The following is a 20,563-nucleotide window of genomic DNA, read 5'->3' on the forward strand; positions in this document are numbered from 1 at the left end:
TGCGCTGGGCCGCAATGGCCCAGCGATCAGGCAGGATTAGTCCTGGCGGCTGGTAACTTCCAGCAGGTGATAACCGAACTGGGTTTTCACCGGGCCTTGCACCACGTTGATTGGGGCGCTGAATACTACGGTGTCGAACTCTTTGACCATCTGGCCTGGGCCGAACGAGCCGAGGTCGCCGCCACTGCGGCTGGATGGGCAGCTGGAGTTGTCTTTGGCGACTTGGGCGAAGTCAGCACCAGCTTCGATGGCAGTTTTCAGTTCGTTGCACTTGTCTTCAGTGGCAACCAGGATGTGACGGGCAGTGGCGCGGGCCATGGGGATTACTCCTTATAAAGAAGCGGCAAAGCCTACCGTAATCGTTCGGCCAGGCAAACGCCGCAAGGGTGAGGTTTATCGTTTGTTCAATAAAAAAGGCTTACCCATGGGTAAGCCTTTGGCAATGTTGGCGGTTTTAATGGCGTGGCTGGGCCGCTCGGCAGGCAGCAGCGGTAAATAGCACGTCGGTCGAAGAGTTCAGCGCTGTTTCGGCCGAATCCTGCACGATGCCGATGATAAAACCGACCGCGACGACTTGCATGGCCACATCATTGGGGATGCCGAATAGGCTGCAGGCCAACGGAATCAGCAGCAGCGAGCCACCGGCCACGCCCGACGCACCGCAGGCGCTAATCGACGCGAGCAGGCTGAGTAGAAGCGCTGTTGGTAGGTCGACAGCGATACCCAGGGTATGCACGGCGGCCAGGGTTAGTACGGTGATGGTGATTGCCGCGCCGGCCATGTTGATGGTCGCGCCTAAAGGGACCGATACCGAATAGGTTTCTTCATGCAAGCCCAGGCGTTGGCAAAGTTGCAGGTTAACCGGGATGTTGGCAGCTGAGCTGCGGGTGAAAAATGCAGTCAAGCCGCTTTCGCGCAGGCAGGTCAGTACCAGCGGGTAAGGATTGCGGCGTGTCTTGAAGAGCACGATAGCCGGGTTGACCACCAGGGCGACGAAGAGCATGCAGCCTACCAGGACCAGCAGCAGGTGCAGGTAGTCGAGCAGGGCGGACATGCCCGACTCTGCCAGGGTCGCGGCCACTAGACCGAAGATCCCCAGTGGCGCCAGGCGGATCACTAATTTGACGATGCTGGTTACTGCGCTGGAAAGGTCAGCAAGCAGCTGTTTGCTGCTTGGACTGGCATGCCGGAAGGCGAAACCCAGAGCGATGGCCCAGGCCAGGATGCCGATAAAATTACCTTTGAGCAGGGCATTGATTGGGTTATCCACCACATTCAGCAGCAGGGTTTTCAATACTTCACTGATGCCGCCGGGTGGCGACAGTTCTGCACTGTTACTGACCAGTGTCAGGCTAGACGGGAAGGCAAAGCTGGCCGCGACAGCAATCAGCGCAGCGCTGAAGGTGCCGAATAGATAAAGCAGCAGAATGGGCTTGATGTGCGTCTCTTGGCCTTGCTGGTGATTGGCGATTGAGGCTGCCACCAGAATAAATACCAGCACAGGCGCAACGGCCTTCAGTGCGGAAACGAACACTGTGCCGAGAAAACTAACGCTGGGTGCTGCGCCCGGGAAGACCAAAGCCAGAGCGATACCGGCAAGCAGGCCTATGACAATTTGCAGCACCAGGCTGGTGCGATTGAGTAGCTGTAAAAGAGGGTGTTGGGCAGTGGGCATGAGATGCATCTCTACTTGGCGAACAGGCCTGCATCTCTTCTATTACCTGCCGAACCTGTGAGGTTGGAGTCGGATGCATGGCTGTTGCGGTGCGCTTATGAGGCTTTTCGCGGGGGATGAAACACGACCACGCTGAAAAATAGCGCGCGACTTTATCACAGTGGTCAAGCTGTTCGCGCTGTGGCTGTTGCAGTGGGCCCAACTGCGGATCTATCAACCTGCGATCAGCTGGGCTAGGTTAGAGCCTTTGTCAGGTTACGAGGTTGTTATGTCCAACGAAGAGAAGCCGGCCGTAGCTGTTGAAACCCTAACAGCCGTTGAGGCGCGCGTGCTGGGGTGCCTGATTGAGAAACAGCTGACCACCCCGGAAGCCTATCCCTTGACGCTCAATGCTCTGTTACTGGCCTGCAATCAGAAAACCAGTCGTGAGCCCGTATTGAACCTTACCGCTGGTCAAGTCGGGCAAGCTTTGCGAAGCCTGGAAGGGCGTGAAATGGCGCGACTGGTGATGGGCAGCCGAGCAGACCGTTGGGAGCATCGAGCCGATAAGGCGCTGGAGTTGGTGGCAGCTCAGGTGGTGTTGCTTGGCTTACTGTTGCTGCGCGGTCCGCAGACGCTCAATGAGCTGCTTACGCGCAGCAATCGCATGCACAATTTTGATGATACGGAGCAGGTGCAGCATCACCTTGAGCGCCTGAGTAGTCGTGGCCTTGCTTGTCTATTGCCACGCCAGAGTGGGCAGCGGGAAGACCGCTATATGCATGTGCTGGGAGATCCAGCGGATTTGCAGGCAATCTTAGATGCCCGGAGCAGTGAGCCTCATCGGCCTAGTACCGGTGGTGCGCAGGACGCACGCATAGAAGCGCTGGAGGCAAGGGTGGCGGTGCTGGAAGATCGGTTGGCGCAGCTTGATCGACTTTGAACGTATAAAGCCCCCAGAGGGGGCTATATGCCTAGGCAGAGTGTTACTTAGCTAGTGCGCATCAGTAGTTGTTGGCGTTCGCTCAGGCGGTCAGCACCACCTTCTGCTACACGCAGACGTTCAAGTTGACGCTCGTGTACACGATCAGCACCGCCTTCGGCTACACGCAGACGTTCAAGTTGACGCTCGTGCACGCGATCAGCACCGCCTTCGGCTACACGCAGGCGTTCAAGCTGACGCTCGTGCACGCGGTCAGCACCACCTTCTGCTACACGCAGACGTTCAAGTTGACGCTCGTGCACGCGGTCAGCACCACCTTCTGCTACACGCAGACGTTCAAGTTGACGCTCGTGCACACGGTCAGCACCACCTTCTGCTACACGTAGACGTTCAAGTTGACGCTCGTGCACGCGATCAGCACCGCCTTCAGTCTGCAGGTTGCTGCCAAAGCCCAGTAGGGTTTTAACGCTGCTGTCTTGCAGTTCGCCGAGCAGTGGTTGTGGGTTGTTCTGCGGCAGAGCAAAGGCGCTAATGGATAGGCTGCTCAGGATTACGGCGGTGATAATTTGCTTTTTCATGTTCAGGCTCCTCGTGAGGGCGGTAGTAAGTGAGTACGGAGCCAATGATACGTATGAAAATTAGATGAAGAAGTTTGGGTCGTTCATGGTAATAATCGACATGATTGATAGTGGGTTTAATTTGTTTATAAACAATAAGTTACGAGTTTTATGGTTGTTTTTTTAAGGGGTTAATAGAGATTTAATAGGCGATTAAATTAATCAAATTAATCGATAAATTTTCTAGTTGAGGGCGTCTTACCATCTCTTAAGCGTTGCTTTGCTTGAAATATCAAACGCCTGGTGCGTATTTTGTACGCCTCGCCGCTGGCTGCGGCATCCAGCATTAATTAAGGGCAACAGCAGATGAGTATCCTTGGGCGGGCCGCTCTGGCTGAGCTGCTGCATGGTGTTGATGAAGTTGAATGTGTGACCCCCGATCTCAATGGTGTGCCGCGTGGCAAGGTGATGACGGCGGCTGGCTTTCTGGAGGGACGGCGTCTGCAGTTGGCGCGTGGGGTATTGCTGCAATGCATTATGGGTGGTTATCCGGCTGCGCGTTTCTACGGCGGTGATGATGGTGATTTGCTCCTGAATGCTCAGTCCAGGCAGATTCACCGGCTACCTTGGAGTGCGACGCCACGGGTTTTGGCCATCTGCGATGCGGATGAACTTGACGGACGCAGCTCCGGCCTCTCAACTCGCGGGCTGCTTAAGCGCGTGGTTACGCGCTATGCCAGTCATGGCTGGCAGCCGGTGGTGGCAACCGAGATGGAATTCTTCGTGTTTGCCCGCAATGCTGATCCGCTGCAACCGTTCCAACCACCGCTGGGGCTGGATGGTCGGCGTGAAGAGAGTGGTTCGGCCTTTAGCGTCAGTTCCAACAATGGCCTGCGCCCTTTCTTCAATGAGGTTTATCAATGCATGGCGGCCTTGGGGTTGCCGCGCGATACCTTTATGCATGAGATGGGTGTCAGTCAGTTCGAGATCAACCTGTTGCACGGTGATCCGCTGCTACTTGCTGACCAGACTTTTTTGTTCAAGCATCTGCTCAAGGAAGTGGCGCTCAAGCATGGCCTCAATGTGGTGTGCATGGCTAAGCCGCTGGCGCATACGCCGGGTAGTTCCATGCATATCCATCAGAGTGTGATTGAGCAGGGCAGTGGGCAGAATATCTTTAGCGCTGCCGATGGGCAGGCCACGCCGGCGTTTTATCAGTTTATCGCTGGGCAGCAGGCCGCGATGGCGGATTTCACGCTACTGTTTGCGCCCCATGTGAACTCCTATCAACGCCTTTGTCATCCTTATGCCTCGCCGAACAACGCATGTTGGTCCGAGGATAATCGCGCAGCGGGCTTGCGCATTCCGGCGAGTGCGCCGGTGGCGCGACGAGTGGAAAATCGCCTGCCTGGTGCTGACGCCAATCCCTATCTGGCTTTAGCGGCGAGTCTGGCGGCTGGGCTGCATGGTATTGAGCAGCAACTGCAGCCAAGTGCGCCGCTACAGGGTGAGTTCGAAGTGCCGGATGAGTTGGCTCTACCCTGTACCATGCACGCTGCCATTGAACGTCTCAAGGGCAGTGAGCTGGCGCTGGAACTGTTCGGCAAGGAGTTCATCGAAGGTTACATTGCCAGCAAGACGATGGAGCTCACCAGCTTCTACGATGAAATTACCCCGTGGGAGCGTCGTGTATTGGCGGCCCATGTCTAAAATCTGACCGCCGAGTATGCGCTCGGTGGCCCCTATGGAGCCATGTGCCGCCTCATGTCTGTGATTCTCAAATCGTTCAGTTCGTTGTATTTCGCTACGTTATTAATGCTGTTGGGCTCAGGTTTGTTGAGTACCTACCTGGCATTGCGTCTGGCTGAAACCGCTGATGGCCTGTGGGTGGGCGCGTTGATGGCGGCCAACTACCTGGGGTTGGTGCTGGGCGGCAAGCTTGGTCATCGGTTGATCGCCAGAGTTGGCCACATTCGCGCTTATGTCGCCTGTGCTGGCGTGGTGACAGCGGCCGTGCTTGGCCATGGCCTGAGTGATTGGCTGCCCAGTTGGTTGCTGCTGCGGATGCTGGTGGGCTTGGGCATGATGTGCCAGTACATGGTGGTCGAGAGCTGGCTCAATGAGCAGGCCGAAACCAGCCAGCGTGGGAAGGTATTCGCCGGCTATATGGGGGCCTCCTATCTTGGTTTGATCCTCGGCCAGCTTGTGCTTGTCGTACATCCGACGCTGGGCCTTGAGCTGCTGATGCTGGTGGCGTTGTGCTTTGCCCTGTGTCTGGTGCCGGTTGCCTTGACTCGTAAATTACACCCGGCGCCTCTGCATCCGGCTCCGCTGGAAATGCGCTTCTTTATTTATCGGGTGCCGCTGTCACTGACCACCATCATTGTGGCGGGACTGCTGATAGGCTCGTTCTACGGTTTGGCACCTTTGTATGGCACGCGCATGGGCTTGTCCACTGAGCAGGTTGGTCTGTTTATGGGCTGCTGCATTATCGCCGGCCTGGTGGTGCAGTGGCCGCTGGGTTGGCTATCTGATCGGCATGATCGTGTGCGCCTGATTCGCGGCTGCGCAGCATTGTTAGCCTTGGCAGCGCTGCCGCTGGCGTTGATGCCGGAGGCTAGCTTGCCGTTGTTGTTCGCTGGCGGCTTTGTGGTGTGCGCTCTGCAATTTAGCCTCTATCCGCTGGCGGTGGCACTGGCCAATGACCATGTCGAGGCCGAACGACGGGTTTCACTGACCGCTATGCTGCTGGTGACCTTCGGCATAGGGGCCAGTATTGGGCCGTTGTTGGCTGGTGTGCTGATGCGCTTTCTCGGCGCAAACATGCTGTATGCCTTCGTCATCGGCTGTGCATTGATTCTGGTGCTGCGTATACGTCCTGAGCACGTTACCAATCTGCATCAGGTTGATGATGCGCCGTTGCATCACATTCCGATGCCTGACAGTACGACCAGTTCACCGTTGACTGCAGCGCTTGACCCACGCGTTGACGAGCAGGTGGTGCAGGAGCAGATGCACGAAACTACCGTGGTGCAGGATGCTGGCGACGATGCGTCTGATGAGTCGCCAGTTGAGACAGAGGTGCGTGGGTGACGCCGCTACTCAGCGTGGTCATACCTGTGCGCAATGAGGCGCAGGCTTTGCCCTATCTGCTGAGTGATTTGGCGAATCTGCGTGCGGCAGGTGCCGAGCTGATCGTGGTGGATGGTGGCAGCAGCGACGAGACCTGTGTGTTGGCGCAGGGTAGGGTGGATCTACTGCTTGAGTCTGAGCCTGGCCGTGCACTGCAGATGAATACTGGTGCGGCGCTGGCACAGGGTGAATACCTATGGTTTGTGCATGCCGATACGCGGGTCAGTGCTGAATCACTAAGACGTTTGCAGGATGCGCTGCAGAAGCGGCCCTTGTGGGGGCGTTTTGACGTGCGCCTTTCTGGTCCAGGATTAGCGCTGTGGGTTATTGGCTGGATGATCAGCTTGCGTTCGCGTCTTACTGGCGTCGCCTCGGGTGATCAAGGCGTATTTGTCAGCAAAAGCGCTTTTCTGGCGCTGGGTGGTTACGCCGAAATTCCGTTGATGGAAGACCTGCAGCTGTGTCGCCGCTTGAGATTGCAGGCACGGCCGCGTTGCCTGCGTCCTCCCTTGTCAACCTCCAGCAGGCGTTGGGAGCAACACGGTATTTGGCGTACCGTCGTGCTGATGTGGTGCCTGCGTTTAGCTTATTACTGCGGCGTCAGCCCGGAAAAGCTGGCGCGGCAGTACCGCCGAGGGTCATTCCTGTGAGTCTCTCCATTTCTTTGCATATGCTGGCGCGTGCGCCGGTCGCTGGGCGGGTGAAAACTAGGCTGATTCCTGCTCTTGGTGCGCAAGGTGCTTGCGACCTGCAGCAGGTGCTGCTTGAGCGGGCACTGAATCTGCCTGCGTATGGTTTCAGTGGGCGTTTTCTGTGGCTGGATGGCCTGCCCAATGCTGAATTACAAGCGTCGGCTGAGAGGTTGGGTTGGACGATAGTCGAGCAGCCTGCAGGTGACTTGGGCGAGCGAATGCGGCGTATTGCGGCTCTGGGGCTGGCGGAAGGCGATGCGGTAATGCTGATTGGCAATGACTGCCCGGCCATTGACGGTAACTATCTGCAGGCTGCCTGTAGTGCCTTGCATGAGCAATCGGTGGTGATTGGTCCGGCCGAAGATGGTGGTTATGTCTTGCTGGGGCTGCGCAGCATGGCGACGACATTATTTAGCGATATGCCATGGGGGACTGAGCGGGTGTTCGAGTTGACGCAGCAGCGCTTGCAGCAGCTGGGTTGGCGTCCAGCGCTGCTGCCTGTGTTGTGGGATGTGGATCGACCTGAGGATCTGCCGCGGTTAGCGGCATTGAAGATTCTTATTTAGAACTAGAACAATCCGTCGTTATCAAAGCGGCGCGCTTCGCGTTGTAGTTGATAGACAAAGCGCTCAACCAGGCGCTGTTCCTGGCCATTTATGCGATGAAAACGAGCGCCGATAAAAGTGGTGTCGAGCTTATCTTCATACTGTATGTGGCGTACCTCAATGGCGGTAGTCATTGCCCCGAATGGAAATCTCGCGGTAAAACGCTCGTACACTTGGCCAGCCTGCAGGCTAGTGCTGATATTGCCGGGAATACGCAGCTTGCAGCCGGTTGCAGAGATATCCAGTAGCTGTCCTGGTATGGCGGTCTTCAACTTATTACCAGCCAGCTCTATCTTGATTAGGTCGCTTTGCTTGAGTGGTGCGCGGAAGGCGCTACGCCTCTGGTGGTAGGTGACCTCCGGCGGCATCGGGCTAAAGTAGCAGCGTGTACCTTCATGTTCCGCGATGCGCACAGTCTGTTCGCACGTCCATGCTACGCGTACGCCGTCATGGAAGGCTTCGACATGGAAGGTTTCGCCGTTTAGTAAGTAGCGCTCACCGTCGTTTGGTACCAACTCGTCGAGTATCACCAGTTTTTTGTCGCGATCAACATCGATGACATAGCTTCTAAAGCGCTGGTTACGCTCTGCAAAGGTGATTAGCAAAGGGTCATGGTTCTGCTGTAGCTGGCGCAGGTTGGCCACTATTTCCACTGGTGTCTTGAGCACCTTTGGGGGTTGTGGGCCATCTTCCTGGCTAAAAGGGCTGGACACGGTCCATTACACTCCGGGCAAAAGCTATGGCATTGGCACGCTGCTGTTTGGTTGGCAGTGTGTCCTTGTGCCTTTTTAGAAGGTTCAGGCCTGACTGAGCGGGCGCTGCTGGCCGATTCTAGCGGTACTGCCACGGCTGTCATAGAGGCTGGGTGTCTCATTGCCACGCAGAATGCCGAGCATGCTCTTGGCTGACGTTTGACTGGCGTGGATCAGTCGGCCGTTACGCAGATTGGCAGCCTGGCAGCGTTCTAGCAGTGCACTGAGCTGGTCGCCGCGCTCGAGCAACAAGGTGCCGTTATGTGATTGCGCTGCAAGTACCTGTAGGCCTGCGCGGTCAGTGCTTAGATTTAAGCTGGCAAGCAGTTGGCTGCGTTCCTTGCCGTGTTGATCAAGCTGATTGAGTAGTGGCAGCTTGTCACTCAGGATAGTTTGCAGGCGCGGAAGATCGCGCTCATTGAGAGCTTGGAATTCCGTGTCGATCAGTTCAAGCAACTGCTCGGCGGTGCCGATATCGAGGGTGAACAGTTCAAGCAGCTTATTATCGTGCATTGTGGGCTCTTCGGGGGTAACGACATTTCAGCGCTTGCGCGTGAAATGTCCGTTGGGCGACCAATACCCCCAGCGCAGCCCTATGACTAGCGCTGGGACTCGAAATTAAGCAGTTTACTGGCAACGCGCGGGCTGTCGACCTGGTAGCTACCGTCTTCAATAGCTTGCTTGAGCTGGGCGACCCGCTCTTTATTGACTGTAGGCTGGTCGCGTAGCTTCTCACTGACCTTTTGTAGCTGCTGAGCATCACTGCTTAGTTGTACTGATTCGCCGATCTTCCCGGCTTGTGGGGCCTGGGTTGCTGGGTTGGCGGCGGTGCTAGCTTGTTTGCTACCCATGGCTTCGCTCTTGTCGCCTGCCTGGGCACTGCCGGTACGCCCCGAATTTGCTGGCGTAGGGGCATTGTTGAGCCGGTTGATGTCGATAACCATGATGCAAAACCTCGAACAGTGTTTGGACGCTTGCCTAGCTTGTCGGCGCTACCCAAGAAAACTTTAGGGCAAAAGGTGTGCGTCGAATAACAGTCTAAACGCAGTGTGGAAAATCTTCAGCCGCTCAATGCATAAAACGTAGTCAAGATTCATGCCTACATCGCCACTTCGACTTGTCCGGGGCCGACTATCCGGGCTCTTATAACTCGATTTGAGCGCTGGTTGCGTACGCTGATTTGTTTGCCTATAGCGCCGTCAGAGAGGGCTTCACCGGGCATTCGCACACTGATTCCACCGCTGTGTGCACTGATCACAACCTGGTCGCCTTTGTGCACGGCCTCGGCTAATTGTACGTGTATTGGTGCGAGCACCTGGTCAGGCAGCATGGGTCGCGTCAATTTTTTGCCAATAGCCTGAGGCAGCGCTGTCAGATAACCCTGATTAAGTAAGCCGACATCTCGCTCGGCGAGTATCACATCATTGTTTGTCACCAAATTATTGCGTTTGAGCGGCCGGCTAACGACCACAACTTCCCTGTATAAACGCACCTGGCCTGGTACGAATACTGTCCAGGGTGTGTTGCCATCGCAGCGTACGCGTAGGGTTACGCGGCCAACCGGCTCAGTGGGACTTTCCAGGGTGGTGGTTAGTGGTTCCTCACACAGCGGCAGGCGCAGGCGTGGGTCAAGCCGGTTAATTTCAATCTCATGGCGACCGGCGATGTTGCTACGCTGTAAATAATCACTCACCGCTTGCTCAAGAAAAACCTCGCCAGCGCCGATAAGTTGTTCAGGCCTTGTGGCCTCCGCAGTCGCCGTAGCGCTATAGCAGAGTGCTAGCAAAGCGGGTAAAACTGCGAGCCAGCGTTGGCACGTTTCCCGAGAGTGTCGGTTAGTTGTCGTTTCAGTATTCATATGGGTTAGATAGCAAGGCGCGTGCCGCCTGCTACGCTGACAGCAATCTGTTACTCAAATAAGGAGTTTGGGTATGGCCGGTGTGATGGATTCGGTTAACCAGCGAACTCAGTTGGTTGGCCAGAATCGTTTGGAATTACTGTTGTTTCGTCTGAACAGCAATCAGTTGTATGGCATCAACGTGTTCAAGGTGAAGGAGGTGCTGCAGTGCCCGAAACTCACCATCATGCCCAAATCCAGTCCGGTTGTTCGTGGTGTGGCCAATATTCGTGGCGGTACCATTCCGATTCTTGATTTGTCCATGGCCACGGGGAATAAGCCGCTGGCGAATATCGAAAACAGTTTTGTGATCATTACCGAGTACAACACCAAGGTGCAGGGTTTTTTGGTGCAGTCGGTCGAACGCATCGTCAACATGAACTGGGAGTCGATTCATCCACCACCCAAGGGAACTGGGCGTGATCACTACCTGACGGCGGTTACTCACTTGGATGACAAGATGGTTGAGATCATCGATGTCGAGAAAATCCTTGCTGAAGTAGCCCCAACATCAGAAGTGATCTCTGAGGGCGTGCTGGATGCCCAGACACAGGCGCGCGCAGTGAGTAAGCGCGTACTGACCTGCGACGATTCATCGGTTGCTCGTAAGCAGGTGACTCGCTGTCTCGAGACTGTTGGCGTGGAGGTCGTGGCACTTAATGATGGTCGTCAGGCGCTAGATTATCTAAAGGCCATGGTCGAAGAGGGCAAGAAGCCTGAGGAGGAATTCCTCATGCTAATTTCCGATATCGAAATGCCTGAAATGGATGGTTACACCCTAACGGCGGAGATTCGTGCTGATCCGCGCATGCAAAAGTTGCACATCATCCTGCATACTTCGCTCTCTGGGGTGTTTAACCAGGCCATGGTCAAGAAGGTGGGCGCGGATGATTTCCTCGCCAAGTTCCGCCCCGATGATCTGGCTGCACGTGTAGCTGACCGCATCAATCTTGCGGCAGGGGACTGAGGGCTTTGCCCTCAGTTAAATATATGTTTGTCGAGGCCTTGTGAGTGTCTACAGGTAATTTGGATTTTGAGCAGTTCCGGACTTTCCTGGAAAAAGCCTGTGGCATTCTGCTTGGCACCAATAAGCAGTATCTGGTTTCCAGCCGACTCAACAAACTGATGGAGCAGAACAGCATCAAAACGCTGGGTGAGTTGGTGCAGCGCATGCAAAACCAGCCCCGAAGCGGCCTGCGTGAGCAGGTGGTCGATGCAATGACCACCAACGAAACGCTTTGGTTTCGTGACACTTATCCTTTTGACGTACTGAAAAATAAAGTACTGCCGGAGATGATCAAGGCCAGCCCGGGTCAGCGTATGCGTATCTGGTCGGCTGCTTGCTCTTCGGGGCAGGAGCCCTATTCGCTGTCGATGACCATCGACGAATTCGAGAAGACCAACATTGGTCAGCTCAAGGCGGGTGTGCAGATCGTGGCCACCGACCTGTCGCCGTCCATGCTGATCAACTGTAAGTCGGGTGAGTACGACAGTCTGGCGATGGGCCGTGGCTTGTCCCAAGAGCGACTGCAGCGTTACTTCGACCCCAAGGGGCCAGGGCGCTGGGTGATCAAGCCGGCTATCCGTACTCGTATTGAGTTTCGCCCACTGAACCTGTTGGATAGCTACGCCAGCTTGGGCAAGTTCGATGTGGTGTTCTGCCGTAACGTGCTGATCTATTTTTCCGCTGAAGTGAAGAAAGATATCCTTACGCGCATTCACGCCATGTTGAAGCCCGGCGGCTATTTGTTCCTGGGAGCCTCTGAGGCGCTCAACGGGTTGCCTGACCTTTATCAAATGGTGCAGTGCAGCCCTGGGATCATTTACAAAGTAAAATGACGTGTTTGTGTTTGCTAGTAAAACGGGAGGCCAGTGGCCTCCCGTTTTTATTGGTTAACTCCTTGGCTTTGCGCTAGCTGGCACAAGCTGTGTGAGTTAGGTTCCAGGTAGGGCAGCAGGATGGGGGCCATCCCCTTGAGTACCTGCACAGGAAGTGCCGAGGTGAAGCGGAAGTTCTCTGCTGCTCGGCCAGGAACGAATGCGGTGAGCGTGCCGTAATGATTGGCCCCTAGGTAGAACACAAAGGTTGCGGTACGGTTCATCGCCCGTGAGCTGAGCACGCGTCCTCCTGTACCAATGGTTTCAATTCGATTATCGCCAGTACCGGTTTTGCCACCGACGGTAAGGGGGTTGCCATCTGCCAGAGTGAAGCTACCGAGTAAACGCCGCGCCGTACCGGCCTCGACCACATCGGCAAGCGCACTGCGCAATGCGCTCGCGACCTCGGGTGCCATGACTCGCTTGCCCTCGATATGCTCACGTACCACGAGGGTGTCATAGGGCGTGTTGGCAGCGAAGTGCAGGCTGTCGATGCGTGCCGTGGGCTGGCGAATGCCATTGTTTTGAATAATCCCCATCAGTTCTGCCAGCGCTGCCGGACGGTCGCCAGAGCTGCCAATAGCCGTGGCTAACGATGGCACCAGATGCGCAAAGGGGTAGCCAAGGTTCTGCCAGCGCCGGTGAATATCGAGGAAGGCTTCGACCTCAAGCATGATGCGGATACGGCTGTCACGCGCGCTCTTATGCCTGCTGCGCAACAGCCAACCATAGACTTCTTGGCGCTCATCCTGGCTGGCCGCGATGGCGTCGCTGAAGTTGGCTTGCGGCTGCTCGATCAGGTAGTGCAGCAACCACAGCTCCAGTGGGTGAACGCGGGCGATATAGCCTTGATCCGGCAGGCTGTATGCCCCAGGGCTGTATTTTTTGTACAACTCGCTGATACGTGCGTCGCTGAGTTTTTCCTGAGGCAGGTACTTGCGTAGAAAGGCGGCGAAGCTGGCCTCGTCTGCATGGGGCATCAGGTAGCGATGCACGGCCGCCAGTCGAACCGCCGTGTGGCGCAGGCCGTTGAGAAAGCTGTCCAGACGCTGCTGCTCAGGTTGGCCTTGGTATTTACGCCAGAAACGCAGCAGGAAGGTGGTGCCTTCACGGTCGGCGAAATCATGCAGATAGGCCAGGCGGCGCGGGTCTTTATCGTCCTTTAGCAGCTCGGCACTGTTATTCGGGCCCTGATAGGTGGTGTAACGCACCAAGTCACGCATCAGGCGGATGAACGGTAGGTTGAGTGATTCGCGTAGGGCTTCGCGCATGCTGGCGATGCGCTGGTTATCTTCGCGGCGGAAGTTGTTGAAGGTATGAATGCCGCCGCCAGTGAAGAAGCGCTCATTCGGGCTGGCGGAGTATTTACGCTCCAGCGCGGCATCAAGCATGGCGGACAAGCTGGCGCTGGGATTGCCTTGCAGGTAGCTGATGGCCCAGTGGGTGAGGTTGTCCTGGGCATTGATTGCGCGCAGCTCGCTGGGGCTTTGTCCGGCAAGGCGCTGGTGAAGTTCGCCAATGATCTCCAGGTAGGTGGCCAGAACGCGCAGTTTGGCGGTAGAGCCCAGTTCCAATTTGCTGCCTTCGTTGATATCGAATGGCTGGTCAGTGTTGTCGGTCTGCACCCGGACCACGCTGCCATTTTCCGTGCGTTCGAAGAGGGTGAAGCTGTAGCGTACGTCAGCGGTTTTTTCCGGTGACAGCAAGCGCTCGCCAAACAGGCCGACGTGCCCGGCAAATGTTGGGTCAGCTAGTTGCTGTAAATACTGGCTGACCGCTTGCTGTAGGTCGTTGTTGAGGGTGCTGGTGGCGCTCAGATCAAGGCGGTCCAGGTCATACAGTGGCATGTTGAGCATGGCTGAAAGCCGCGCTCGCGAGACGCTGATGCCTTTATTACTGTCTACCGGCTGTAGATTGGGCGTCATGGCCCAGTCGCGGTAACTGAGCGTTTGTTGCAGCGCCGCATCGCGCAAGTCAGCGTCGATCAGGCCACCCTCTGCCAGCAGGCGAATATGGCTGTCCGCCAGACTGGCGAGGTCATTGCGGCCTTGGGCCAGATAGTAGGAGGGCCTGCGCTGGGCAATCATCAGGGCGAGCACCTGGCGTAGCGCAAGGCCGCGATCCGCTAGGCTGGCATCCTGTGAATGGGCCGGGTCGAGCAGCAGGTTGACCTGGGCGAAGTCTGCTCCAAACCAGATGCGTAGGCCGTCGGCCAGTCCGTTCACTTCGCCATGCCCGGGGGCGGCAGAGAGTGGCACGCTGTTGAGATAGTCGCGCACGATGTTCTCCCGCGCAGCCAGTGTTTGCGGGCCGTTTTGGTAGGCGCGTACGCTGGCGGAGATCATCTGCCGCAGTTTTTCTGTGGCAGAAGACGTTAGGCCGTCTGGGGAATGACGGTACTTCTCCAGTTGGGTCGCTAGGGTGCTGCCGCCTGCCGATTGGTTTTGCATATCCAGCAGCTTGCCGACCTGGGAGATAGCTGCCATAACAAACCGTGGCCAGTCCACCGCTGGATTAGCCATTGGTTGTTGAGGGTTGAGCAGGTCGCGGTTTTCAATGAACAGTAGGCTGCCGGCTACCAACGGTGGAATGTCGCTAAAGCTTGAGTAGCGTTGCTGCGGATAGCTGAACGTATAGAACGGCGTGCCGCGGCAGTCGCTGATACGCAAACCACTCTGGGTCTTCTCCTGGTAGGGGATAAATAGGCCGCGTTGGGCATAGTCGAGTAAGGCCGGCGAGAACTGCGCCTGCTGTTGCACGATAAAGTTGCGCTTACTGAGACGTTCCAGCATCAGGGGCAGGTAGGTGTAACCCTGGCGTGTGTCGAAGGGGCCCTCCTTGGGGTAAATGATCGACGTGCTTGGTCCCGGCTTGAGCTCATAGCTAAGCGTTTTCGCGTAGCGGCTGAGCTCTTGCGCTTGATAGCGTGAAGTGCGCAGTTCTTCGGCGATAAACAGGCCCGCTGTCACACATAATCCGAGGATTAACAGCCAGAAGATTATTTTCAGCGTGCGGCGGCGTTTATGCGCTACGGGTTGCTGGCGAGGCTGGTAGCCGGCAGGCGCTGGGATGATGTTCGGTTGTGATGATGCGCCCATGTTCATTTCGCCTGATGTACTCACCCTGAGGTTTGACCGGTTGCTGAATCGCCTCAGCAGGTTTGCTCACTGAGTTCCTCTCACTTGGCCACTGTCTGCAGTTTAGCTGTAGGTATGCTAGAGGGCCGGGATGTGTTTGGCAGACGTGAAATCCGCTCTGCAATTTTCCGTGTGCAGTGCTAATAAGTGATCAGCGGCGCTACATCATGCTGTGAACAGGCGCAGGATTGTTGCCAGCGGCCTATGTGCCAGGCAGATTGTTTGAAGTGGGCGACTAAACGGGTGGCGAGTGAGCGATGCAGCGCGATCATCGGGAGCAACTCAACCTCAGTTGGCAGGCTAATGCTGATGCCTGGACCGCAGCGGTGCGTGAGCAGCGTATTGAGAGCCGTCGGTTGGTCACCGATGCCGCCATAGTTCAGGCGATTCTGGCCCTGGCACCTAGGCGTGTGCTGGATCTGGGCTGTGGTGAAGGTTGGTTATGCCGTGGGCTGGTTGAGCATGATATCGAAGCCGTCGGCGTGGATGCCTCAGCGCCCTTGATCGCCGTGGCGCAGCAGGCAGCGGCTGGCGCTTCGCAATACCGTGTTTGCGGTTATGCCGAGCTGGAGAGCCAGGCCGAGCTGCTGGGGCGTTTTGATGTGATTGTGTGCAACTTCGCTTTGCTGGAAGAACCCCTTGCGCCAACCTTGAAAGCCTTGCATGGCTTGCTCGCCGCCGATGGTCGTTTGCTTATCCAAACCTTGCACCCTTGGCGCGCCTGCAATGATGCGGGTTACCGCGACGGGTGGCGGGTGGAAACCTTTGCCGGTTTTGGCGAGGGTTTTGCCGAGCCCATGCCTTGGTTTTTCCGCACGCTGGAGTCTTGGTTGGGGTTGTTCAGCGAAACAGGCTGGCGCTTGCAATGGCTGCAAGAGCCTTTACATCCGGAGAGTGAGCAGCCGGTGTCGCTGTTGTTACTGCTGAATTCTGAGCGCAACTGAGGCGGGTATGCCGGCTCAACACGTGTGGTTTTAATCGACGATAAACAGACGTGCGCCTGTCTCGGTCGAGGAACGGTGGGCTTCGGCTTGGTCGGCCACCTGATAGCTCATGCCTGCGGTCATAACAAAACGCCGACCATCTTCCAGCTCGGTATGCAGTTCGCCTTCCAGACACAGCAGGATGTGCCCCTTGTGGCACCAGTGATCGGCCAGATAACCCGCGCTGTAGTCGACCATCCGCACGCGCACCGTGCCAAACACCTGCGTGCGCCAATAGGCCGTGCCGCGTTCACCTGCATGTTCGCTGCATTCGATCTGGCTCCAGTCGGTGACGCCGAAGGGAATATCGCTGATGTTCATTGTTTGACTCCTTTACTGAAACGGCTCAGCTGCGGCGCTGACGGTCTTCGGCATAACGGCGCAGTATCCACTGGCCGGCCGGGTGGGCGTGTAGCTCATCAAGAAAAGCCTGGGTCTTGGCATTATGCCCGGCAATCTCTGCCCAGGGTGTGCCTGGCGGGGTGAATAGTGGCGCGAACAGCGCAGCGGCGCTGATGTCGGCCAGTGTTAGTTGTTCACCCACCAGATAGCGTGATGGGTCGCCGTTGATGCGTGATTCGATCAGCGCCAGCCCCTTAAGCAGCTCGGCCCTGGATTTGGCCACGCGCAGCGGAGTCACGCCATACAGGCGCTGCACACCGTGAATCAGCACCGGCTTCATCAGATCGCGCAGGCCCAGCATGGGTCGGTAGACCTTGAGCATGGCGTGCATCACCGAATCCCACTGCTTGATCTGGCCGTACAGCCAGCGACGTACATGCACACCAAGGCGGTCGAACTGTTCTTCTAGCTCCAGTACTTCGGCGCGTTGTGCGGCATCAGCCGGCAGCAGTGGGCGTTCCGGGTAGCGCTGTTCCAGATAGAGGGCGATTTGCGTGGAATCACCGATTACCTGCTCGCCATCCTTGAGGATCGGCAGGGTTACAATGTTCGCCAGGCGCTTGCTCTTTAGGCGATGCAGGCCGGGGAACAGGTTGTCGACCTGAAAATCGAGGCCCTTGTGATCCAGCTGCCAGCGGGTTTTCTCGCAGTAGTGGGAAATCGGGAATTGGTAAAGCGTGCGCATGCGAGGTCCTCGGCAGTAGTGGGCTGAGTGTACGGGCTGTTGGGCCGACTACCCAGTCGTAAGCTACTGCCCAGGCCATTACTGACCTGGGCCTAGGGTTTATGGCGTGTGCTGCAATTTTGTATTGCTGGTGCTGTTGGCCAGCAGGTGCTCGGGCAGGTCGAGCAGGTCGTCGTCAAAGGTTTCTAGCGGCGGCGGGCGACGCTCGAAGCGCGAGCCGAGTACCAGCAGACAAGGCGTCAGCAACAGGGTTAGTACGGTCGCGAACGTCAGACCGCCGGCGATGGCGCTGGACAGTTGCGTCCACCATTGGGTCGACGGTGCACCAAAGCCCAGGCTTGGGGTGAGCAGGTCGACGTTGACCCCAATCACCATCGGGATCAGCCCCAGCACCGTAGTGATTGCCGTGAGCAATACTGGACGTAGGCGTAGGCTGCCGGTTTCTAGCGCGGCTTTACGCGGCTCCAGGCCCTGGCGGCGTAACTGGTTGTAGGTATCGATCAGGATGATGTTGTTGTTCACCACAATGCCAGCCAGAGCGATCAGCCCCATGCCGACCATGACGATACCAAATGACTGACCGTTAACCAGAAGGCCCATCAGCACGCCAGCCGTTGACAGGACGATGGCTGAAAGCACCAGTAGCGATTGATAGATGCTGTTGAACTGGGTCACCAGAATGATAAACATCAGAAAAATGGCCACCGCAAAAGCGCTGCCGAGGAAGGTAGCGGCCTCGCGTTGATCGGCATCTTCGCCTGCGAATTTCACCTGCACATCGCTCGGCACTTCACCGATTGCTGACCGCAGAGCGTGCAGGCGTTCATCCAGGCGAGCGCCTTCGGCCATGTCAGCTTGCAGGGTAATGGTGCGATTGCCATCGACCCGGCGCAACGTGCCGACCTTGGGGGCTTGTTGCAGCGAGACGAAGTTGCTCAGCGGGACCTGCCCAGCCGTAGTGCGCAGGGTCAGTCGGCCGAGTTGATCCAGGGAGCGCCAGTTGGCCGGTAGGCGTACGCGAATATCCACTTCGTCGGTGGCGTCTTCTGGTCGGTAGGTCGCCAGCTTCAGGCCATTGGTGACCATCTGCACGGCGTTGCCTACGCTCAGCACGTCCGCACCGAAACGCGCGGCGGCTTCACGGTCGACCTTTACCCGCCATTCGATACCCGGCAGGGCACGGTCATCTTCGATGTCCTTGAAACCGCCCAGCTCTTGCATGCTGGCCCGCAGCCGCTCGACCCACTGATCGGTCTTGGCTGGGTCAAGTGAGCTGATTTGCAGTTTGACCGGCTTGCCGCTGCTTGGGCCGCCCTCTTGCTTGCGAAACTCCAGAATGATGCCGGGAATATCCGCTGTGCGCGCGCTCATGTCAGCGAGGATTTTGCTGGCTGAACGGCGTTCATTCCACTCAACGAACTGAAATTGCAGGGTGCCGATCACGTCCGCGCCGAGTTGGCCATCGGGCTGTGCGAGGGAGCGCGCATACAAAGCCTTGACCTCGCTCATGCCGAGCAGGCGTTTTTCCACCTGTTGCAGTAGAGCGTCCTTCTCCTGCACCGATAAGTCGCCGCGGGCACGCAACCAAATTTGTGCATTCTCCGGCTCGGTCTCGGGGAAGAACTCCACGCCATGGTTGAAACGGCCGTAGGCTGTATAAATCAGCGCAATGAGCGCGAGCATGCCCAGTAACGTTAGGCCGGGACGCTGCAGGAGGGTGCCCAGCAGTCGCCGATAACCCACTGCAGCGCGGCTGGGCTGGGTTGCTTGTGGCTGCGGTTGGCCGCCGGTTACCGCACCGAGTACCGGTAGAAACACCAAGGCCATAGTCAGGGAAGCGAGCAAGCAGACGATTACCGTGGCTGGCAGGTATTTCATAAATTGCCCGACCACGCCTGGCCAGAACAGCAAGGGTAAAAACACCACCAGGGTGGTAGCGGTGGAGGCAATCACCGGCCAGGCCATCCGCGTGGCCGCATTGGCCCAGGCCTGGCGAGGGGTTTGCCCCTGATGCAGGTAGCGGTCAGCCAGCTCGGACACCACGATAGCGCCGTCTACCAGCATGCCAGCGACCAGGATCAGGCTGAACAGCACGACAATATTGAGGGTGAAACCGAGCATCCAGATCAATAGGATGCCCGTCAGAAAGGCCCCGGGAATGGTCAGCCCGACCAGCAGCGCCGAGCGCATGCCCATGCTCGCTACCACCAGAATCAGCACCATAACGATGGCGGTCAGCACATTGTTGAGCAGGTCGCTGAGCATGGTTTTGACCTGCTGCGACTGGTCCATGATGTAGCTGACTTTGAGGCCTTCCGGGAGCAGCGGTTGGGCCTTGAGCATCAGTGCCTTGACCTGCTCGATGGTGTCGATGATGTTCGCGCCGCTGCGTTTGGAGACCTCCAGCACCACGGCAGGCTGACCATTGATCCGTGCGTAGCCGGTGGGGTCTTTGAAGGTACGGTGAATGGTGGCGACATCGCCGAAGGTCACCACGCTATTGCCCACGACCTTGATCGGCATGGACAGCACGTCTTCGAGGTTTTCGATTACCCCCGGGACTTTCATGCTCATGCGTCCGGCACCGTTGTCCAGGCTGCCGGCGGCCACCAGGCGATTGTTGCGGCTGACCAGATTGAACAGCTCGTTGTAATCGATGCCGTAGCTGTCGAGCACCTGCGGGTCGACGACGATTTCCAGCAGGTCTTCCCGGTCGCCGCCAATTTCTACCGACAGCACTTCGGCGATGCCTTCGACGTTTTCTTTCAGGCGACGGGCGATATACACCAGCTCGGTTTCGGCAATCGGTCCGGACAAGCCGATCGACAACACCGGAAACAGCGCCACGTTAACTTCATTGACTGTCGGCTCGTCTGCTTCCTCCGGTAGCTTGCTGCGGGCTGTATCGACTTTCTCACGCACATCGGCCAGCGCCAGCTTGGCATTGAAGCCAGCATCGAATTCCAGGGTCACCGAAGCATGGCCTTCGCTGGCCATGGAGCGCATTTCCTTTATCCCCTCGAGGCTGCGCAACTCCTGCTCCAGCGGGCGTACGAGCAAGCGTTCAGCATCTTCCGGGCTGATCCCTTCAAGGCTTACCGATACATAAATGATTGGGATGCTTACATCCGGGTCGGACTCCTTGGGGATCACGAAGTAGGCCGCCACTCCGCCAATCATCAGAAACAGCAACACCAGCAAGCTGGTGCGGCTGCGATCCAGCGCCGCCGCAATCAAGCTGTGCAT

The 20,563-nt window shown here is 57.2% G+C and carries 19 protein-coding genes; 8 read left to right on the forward strand and 11 right to left on the reverse strand.

What is annotated here, in order from left to right; translation table 11 throughout:
- Positions 1-36: 36 nt before the first annotated feature.
- The gene (locus VCA57_RS10885; RefSeq protein WP_411185046.1) at positions 37-318 is read right to left on the reverse strand and encodes a peptidylprolyl isomerase; all 282 of its coding nucleotides are present in this window, start codon (positions 316-318) and stop codon (positions 37-39) included.
- 136 nt (positions 319-454) lie between these two features.
- Positions 455-1,675 carry a serine/threonine transporter SstT gene (sstT, locus tag VCA57_RS10890; RefSeq protein ID WP_411185047.1) on the reverse strand — a complete coding sequence of 407 codons (1,221 nt, stop codon included), beginning with the start codon at positions 1,673-1,675 and terminating at the stop codon, positions 455-457.
- 268 nt (positions 1,676-1,943) lie between these two features.
- Between sstT and VCA57_RS10895 the strand changes: the two genes are divergently transcribed.
- The gene (locus VCA57_RS10895) at positions 1,944-2,597 is read left to right on the forward strand and encodes a YceH family protein (protein ID WP_411185048.1); all 654 of its coding nucleotides are present in this window, start codon (positions 1,944-1,946) and stop codon (positions 2,595-2,597) included.
- Positions 2,598-2,644: 47 nt separating this feature from the next.
- Here VCA57_RS10895 and VCA57_RS10900 read toward each other — a convergent pair whose 3' ends face one another.
- Positions 2,645-3,175 carry a hypothetical protein gene (locus VCA57_RS10900; RefSeq protein WP_411185049.1) on the reverse strand — a complete coding sequence of 177 codons (531 nt, stop codon included), beginning with the start codon at positions 3,173-3,175 and terminating at the stop codon, positions 2,645-2,647.
- A gap of 447 nt (positions 3,176-3,622) precedes the next feature.
- On the opposite strand from VCA57_RS10900, the gene VCA57_RS10905 reads away from it, so the two are divergent.
- Genes VCA57_RS10905 through VCA57_RS10920 form a run of 4 tightly spaced genes read left to right on the forward strand, consistent with a single transcriptional unit; the run spans position 3,623 to position 7,544 of the window.
- A complete protein-coding gene (locus VCA57_RS10905) occupies positions 3,623-4,864 on the forward strand; it encodes a glutamine synthetase family protein (protein WP_411185509.1) in 1,242 nt (413 codons plus the stop codon).
- A 54-nt stretch (positions 4,865-4,918) separates the two neighbouring features.
- On the forward strand, positions 4,919-6,247 hold the full coding sequence (locus tag VCA57_RS10910) for an MFS transporter (RefSeq protein ID WP_411185050.1): 1,329 nt from the start codon (positions 4,919-4,921) through the stop codon (positions 6,245-6,247).
- A complete protein-coding gene (locus VCA57_RS10915) occupies positions 6,244-6,936 on the forward strand; it encodes a TIGR04283 family arsenosugar biosynthesis glycosyltransferase (RefSeq protein WP_411185051.1) in 693 nt (230 codons plus the stop codon). Before VCA57_RS10910 ends, VCA57_RS10915 begins: the two co-directional genes overlap by 4 nt.
- Positions 6,933-7,544, forward strand: coding sequence for a TIGR04282 family arsenosugar biosynthesis glycosyltransferase (locus tag VCA57_RS10920; protein ID WP_411185052.1), 612 nt, complete (start codon positions 6,933-6,935; stop codon positions 7,542-7,544). Before VCA57_RS10915 ends, VCA57_RS10920 begins: the two co-directional genes overlap by 4 nt.
- Positions 7,545-7,546: 2 nt before the next feature.
- Here VCA57_RS10920 and VCA57_RS10925 read toward each other — a convergent pair whose 3' ends face one another.
- The 4 genes from VCA57_RS10925 to flgA form a co-directional block, all read right to left on the reverse strand.
- On the reverse strand, positions 7,547-8,296 hold the full coding sequence (locus VCA57_RS10925) for a flagellar brake protein (RefSeq protein ID WP_411185054.1): 750 nt from the start codon (positions 8,294-8,296) through the stop codon (positions 7,547-7,549).
- An 84-nt stretch (positions 8,297-8,380) separates the two neighbouring features.
- The gene (locus VCA57_RS10930; protein WP_411185055.1) at positions 8,381-8,848 is read right to left on the reverse strand and encodes a flagella synthesis protein FlgN; all 468 of its coding nucleotides are present in this window, start codon (positions 8,846-8,848) and stop codon (positions 8,381-8,383) included.
- A gap of 86 nt (positions 8,849-8,934) precedes the next feature.
- The gene (gene flgM / locus VCA57_RS10935; protein WP_411185056.1) at positions 8,935-9,279 is read right to left on the reverse strand and encodes a flagellar biosynthesis anti-sigma factor FlgM; all 345 of its coding nucleotides are present in this window, start codon (positions 9,277-9,279) and stop codon (positions 8,935-8,937) included.
- Positions 9,280-9,434: 155 nt separating this feature from the next.
- On the reverse strand, positions 9,435-10,193 hold the full coding sequence (flgA, locus tag VCA57_RS10940; RefSeq protein WP_411185057.1) for a flagellar basal body P-ring formation chaperone FlgA: 759 nt from the start codon (positions 10,191-10,193) through the stop codon (positions 9,435-9,437).
- Positions 10,194-10,266: 73 nt separating this feature from the next.
- Here flgA and VCA57_RS10945 point away from each other — a divergent pair, with 73 nt between their 5' ends.
- Entirely contained in the window at positions 10,267-11,199 is a 933-nt protein-coding gene (locus VCA57_RS10945; RefSeq protein WP_411185058.1) for a chemotaxis protein CheV, read from the forward strand.
- Between the two features lie 44 nt (positions 11,200-11,243).
- The gene (gene cheR, locus VCA57_RS10950; RefSeq protein WP_411185059.1) at positions 11,244-12,071 is read left to right on the forward strand and encodes a protein-glutamate O-methyltransferase CheR; all 828 of its coding nucleotides are present in this window, start codon (positions 11,244-11,246) and stop codon (positions 12,069-12,071) included.
- A gap of 47 nt (positions 12,072-12,118) precedes the next feature.
- Here cheR and VCA57_RS10955 read toward each other — a convergent pair whose 3' ends face one another.
- Positions 12,119-15,208, reverse strand: a complete 3,090-nt coding sequence (locus VCA57_RS10955) for a transglycosylase domain-containing protein (RefSeq protein WP_411185060.1) — start codon at positions 15,206-15,208, stop codon at positions 12,119-12,121.
- Between the two features lie 296 nt (positions 15,209-15,504).
- Here VCA57_RS10955 and VCA57_RS10960 point away from each other — a divergent pair, with 296 nt between their 5' ends.
- Entirely contained in the window at positions 15,505-16,191 is a 687-nt protein-coding gene (locus tag VCA57_RS10960; protein WP_411185061.1) for a class I SAM-dependent methyltransferase, read from the forward strand.
- A 30-nt stretch (positions 16,192-16,221) separates the two neighbouring features.
- Here VCA57_RS10960 and VCA57_RS10965 read toward each other — a convergent pair whose 3' ends face one another.
- The 3 genes from VCA57_RS10965 to VCA57_RS10975 all read right to left on the reverse strand — a co-directional run bounded on the left by VCA57_RS10965 (position 16,222) and on the right by VCA57_RS10975 (position 20,563).
- Positions 16,222-16,551 (reverse strand): DHCW motif cupin fold protein, encoded by a 330-nt coding sequence (locus VCA57_RS10965; protein ID WP_411185062.1) that lies wholly within the window; start codon positions 16,549-16,551, stop codon positions 16,222-16,224.
- 25 nt (positions 16,552-16,576) lie between these two features.
- Positions 16,577-17,317 carry a glutathione S-transferase family protein gene (locus VCA57_RS10970; RefSeq protein ID WP_411185063.1) on the reverse strand — a complete coding sequence of 247 codons (741 nt, stop codon included), beginning with the start codon at positions 17,315-17,317 and terminating at the stop codon, positions 16,577-16,579.
- Positions 17,318-17,416: 99 nt separating this feature from the next.
- Positions 17,417-20,563 (reverse strand): efflux RND transporter permease subunit, encoded by a 3,147-nt coding sequence (locus tag VCA57_RS10975; protein ID WP_411185064.1) that lies wholly within the window; start codon positions 20,561-20,563, stop codon positions 17,417-17,419.

The sequence above is a fragment of the Pseudomonas sp. genome, from assembly GCF_046581935.1.
Lineage (GTDB): Bacteria > Pseudomonadota > Gammaproteobacteria > Pseudomonadales > Pseudomonadaceae > Aquipseudomonas.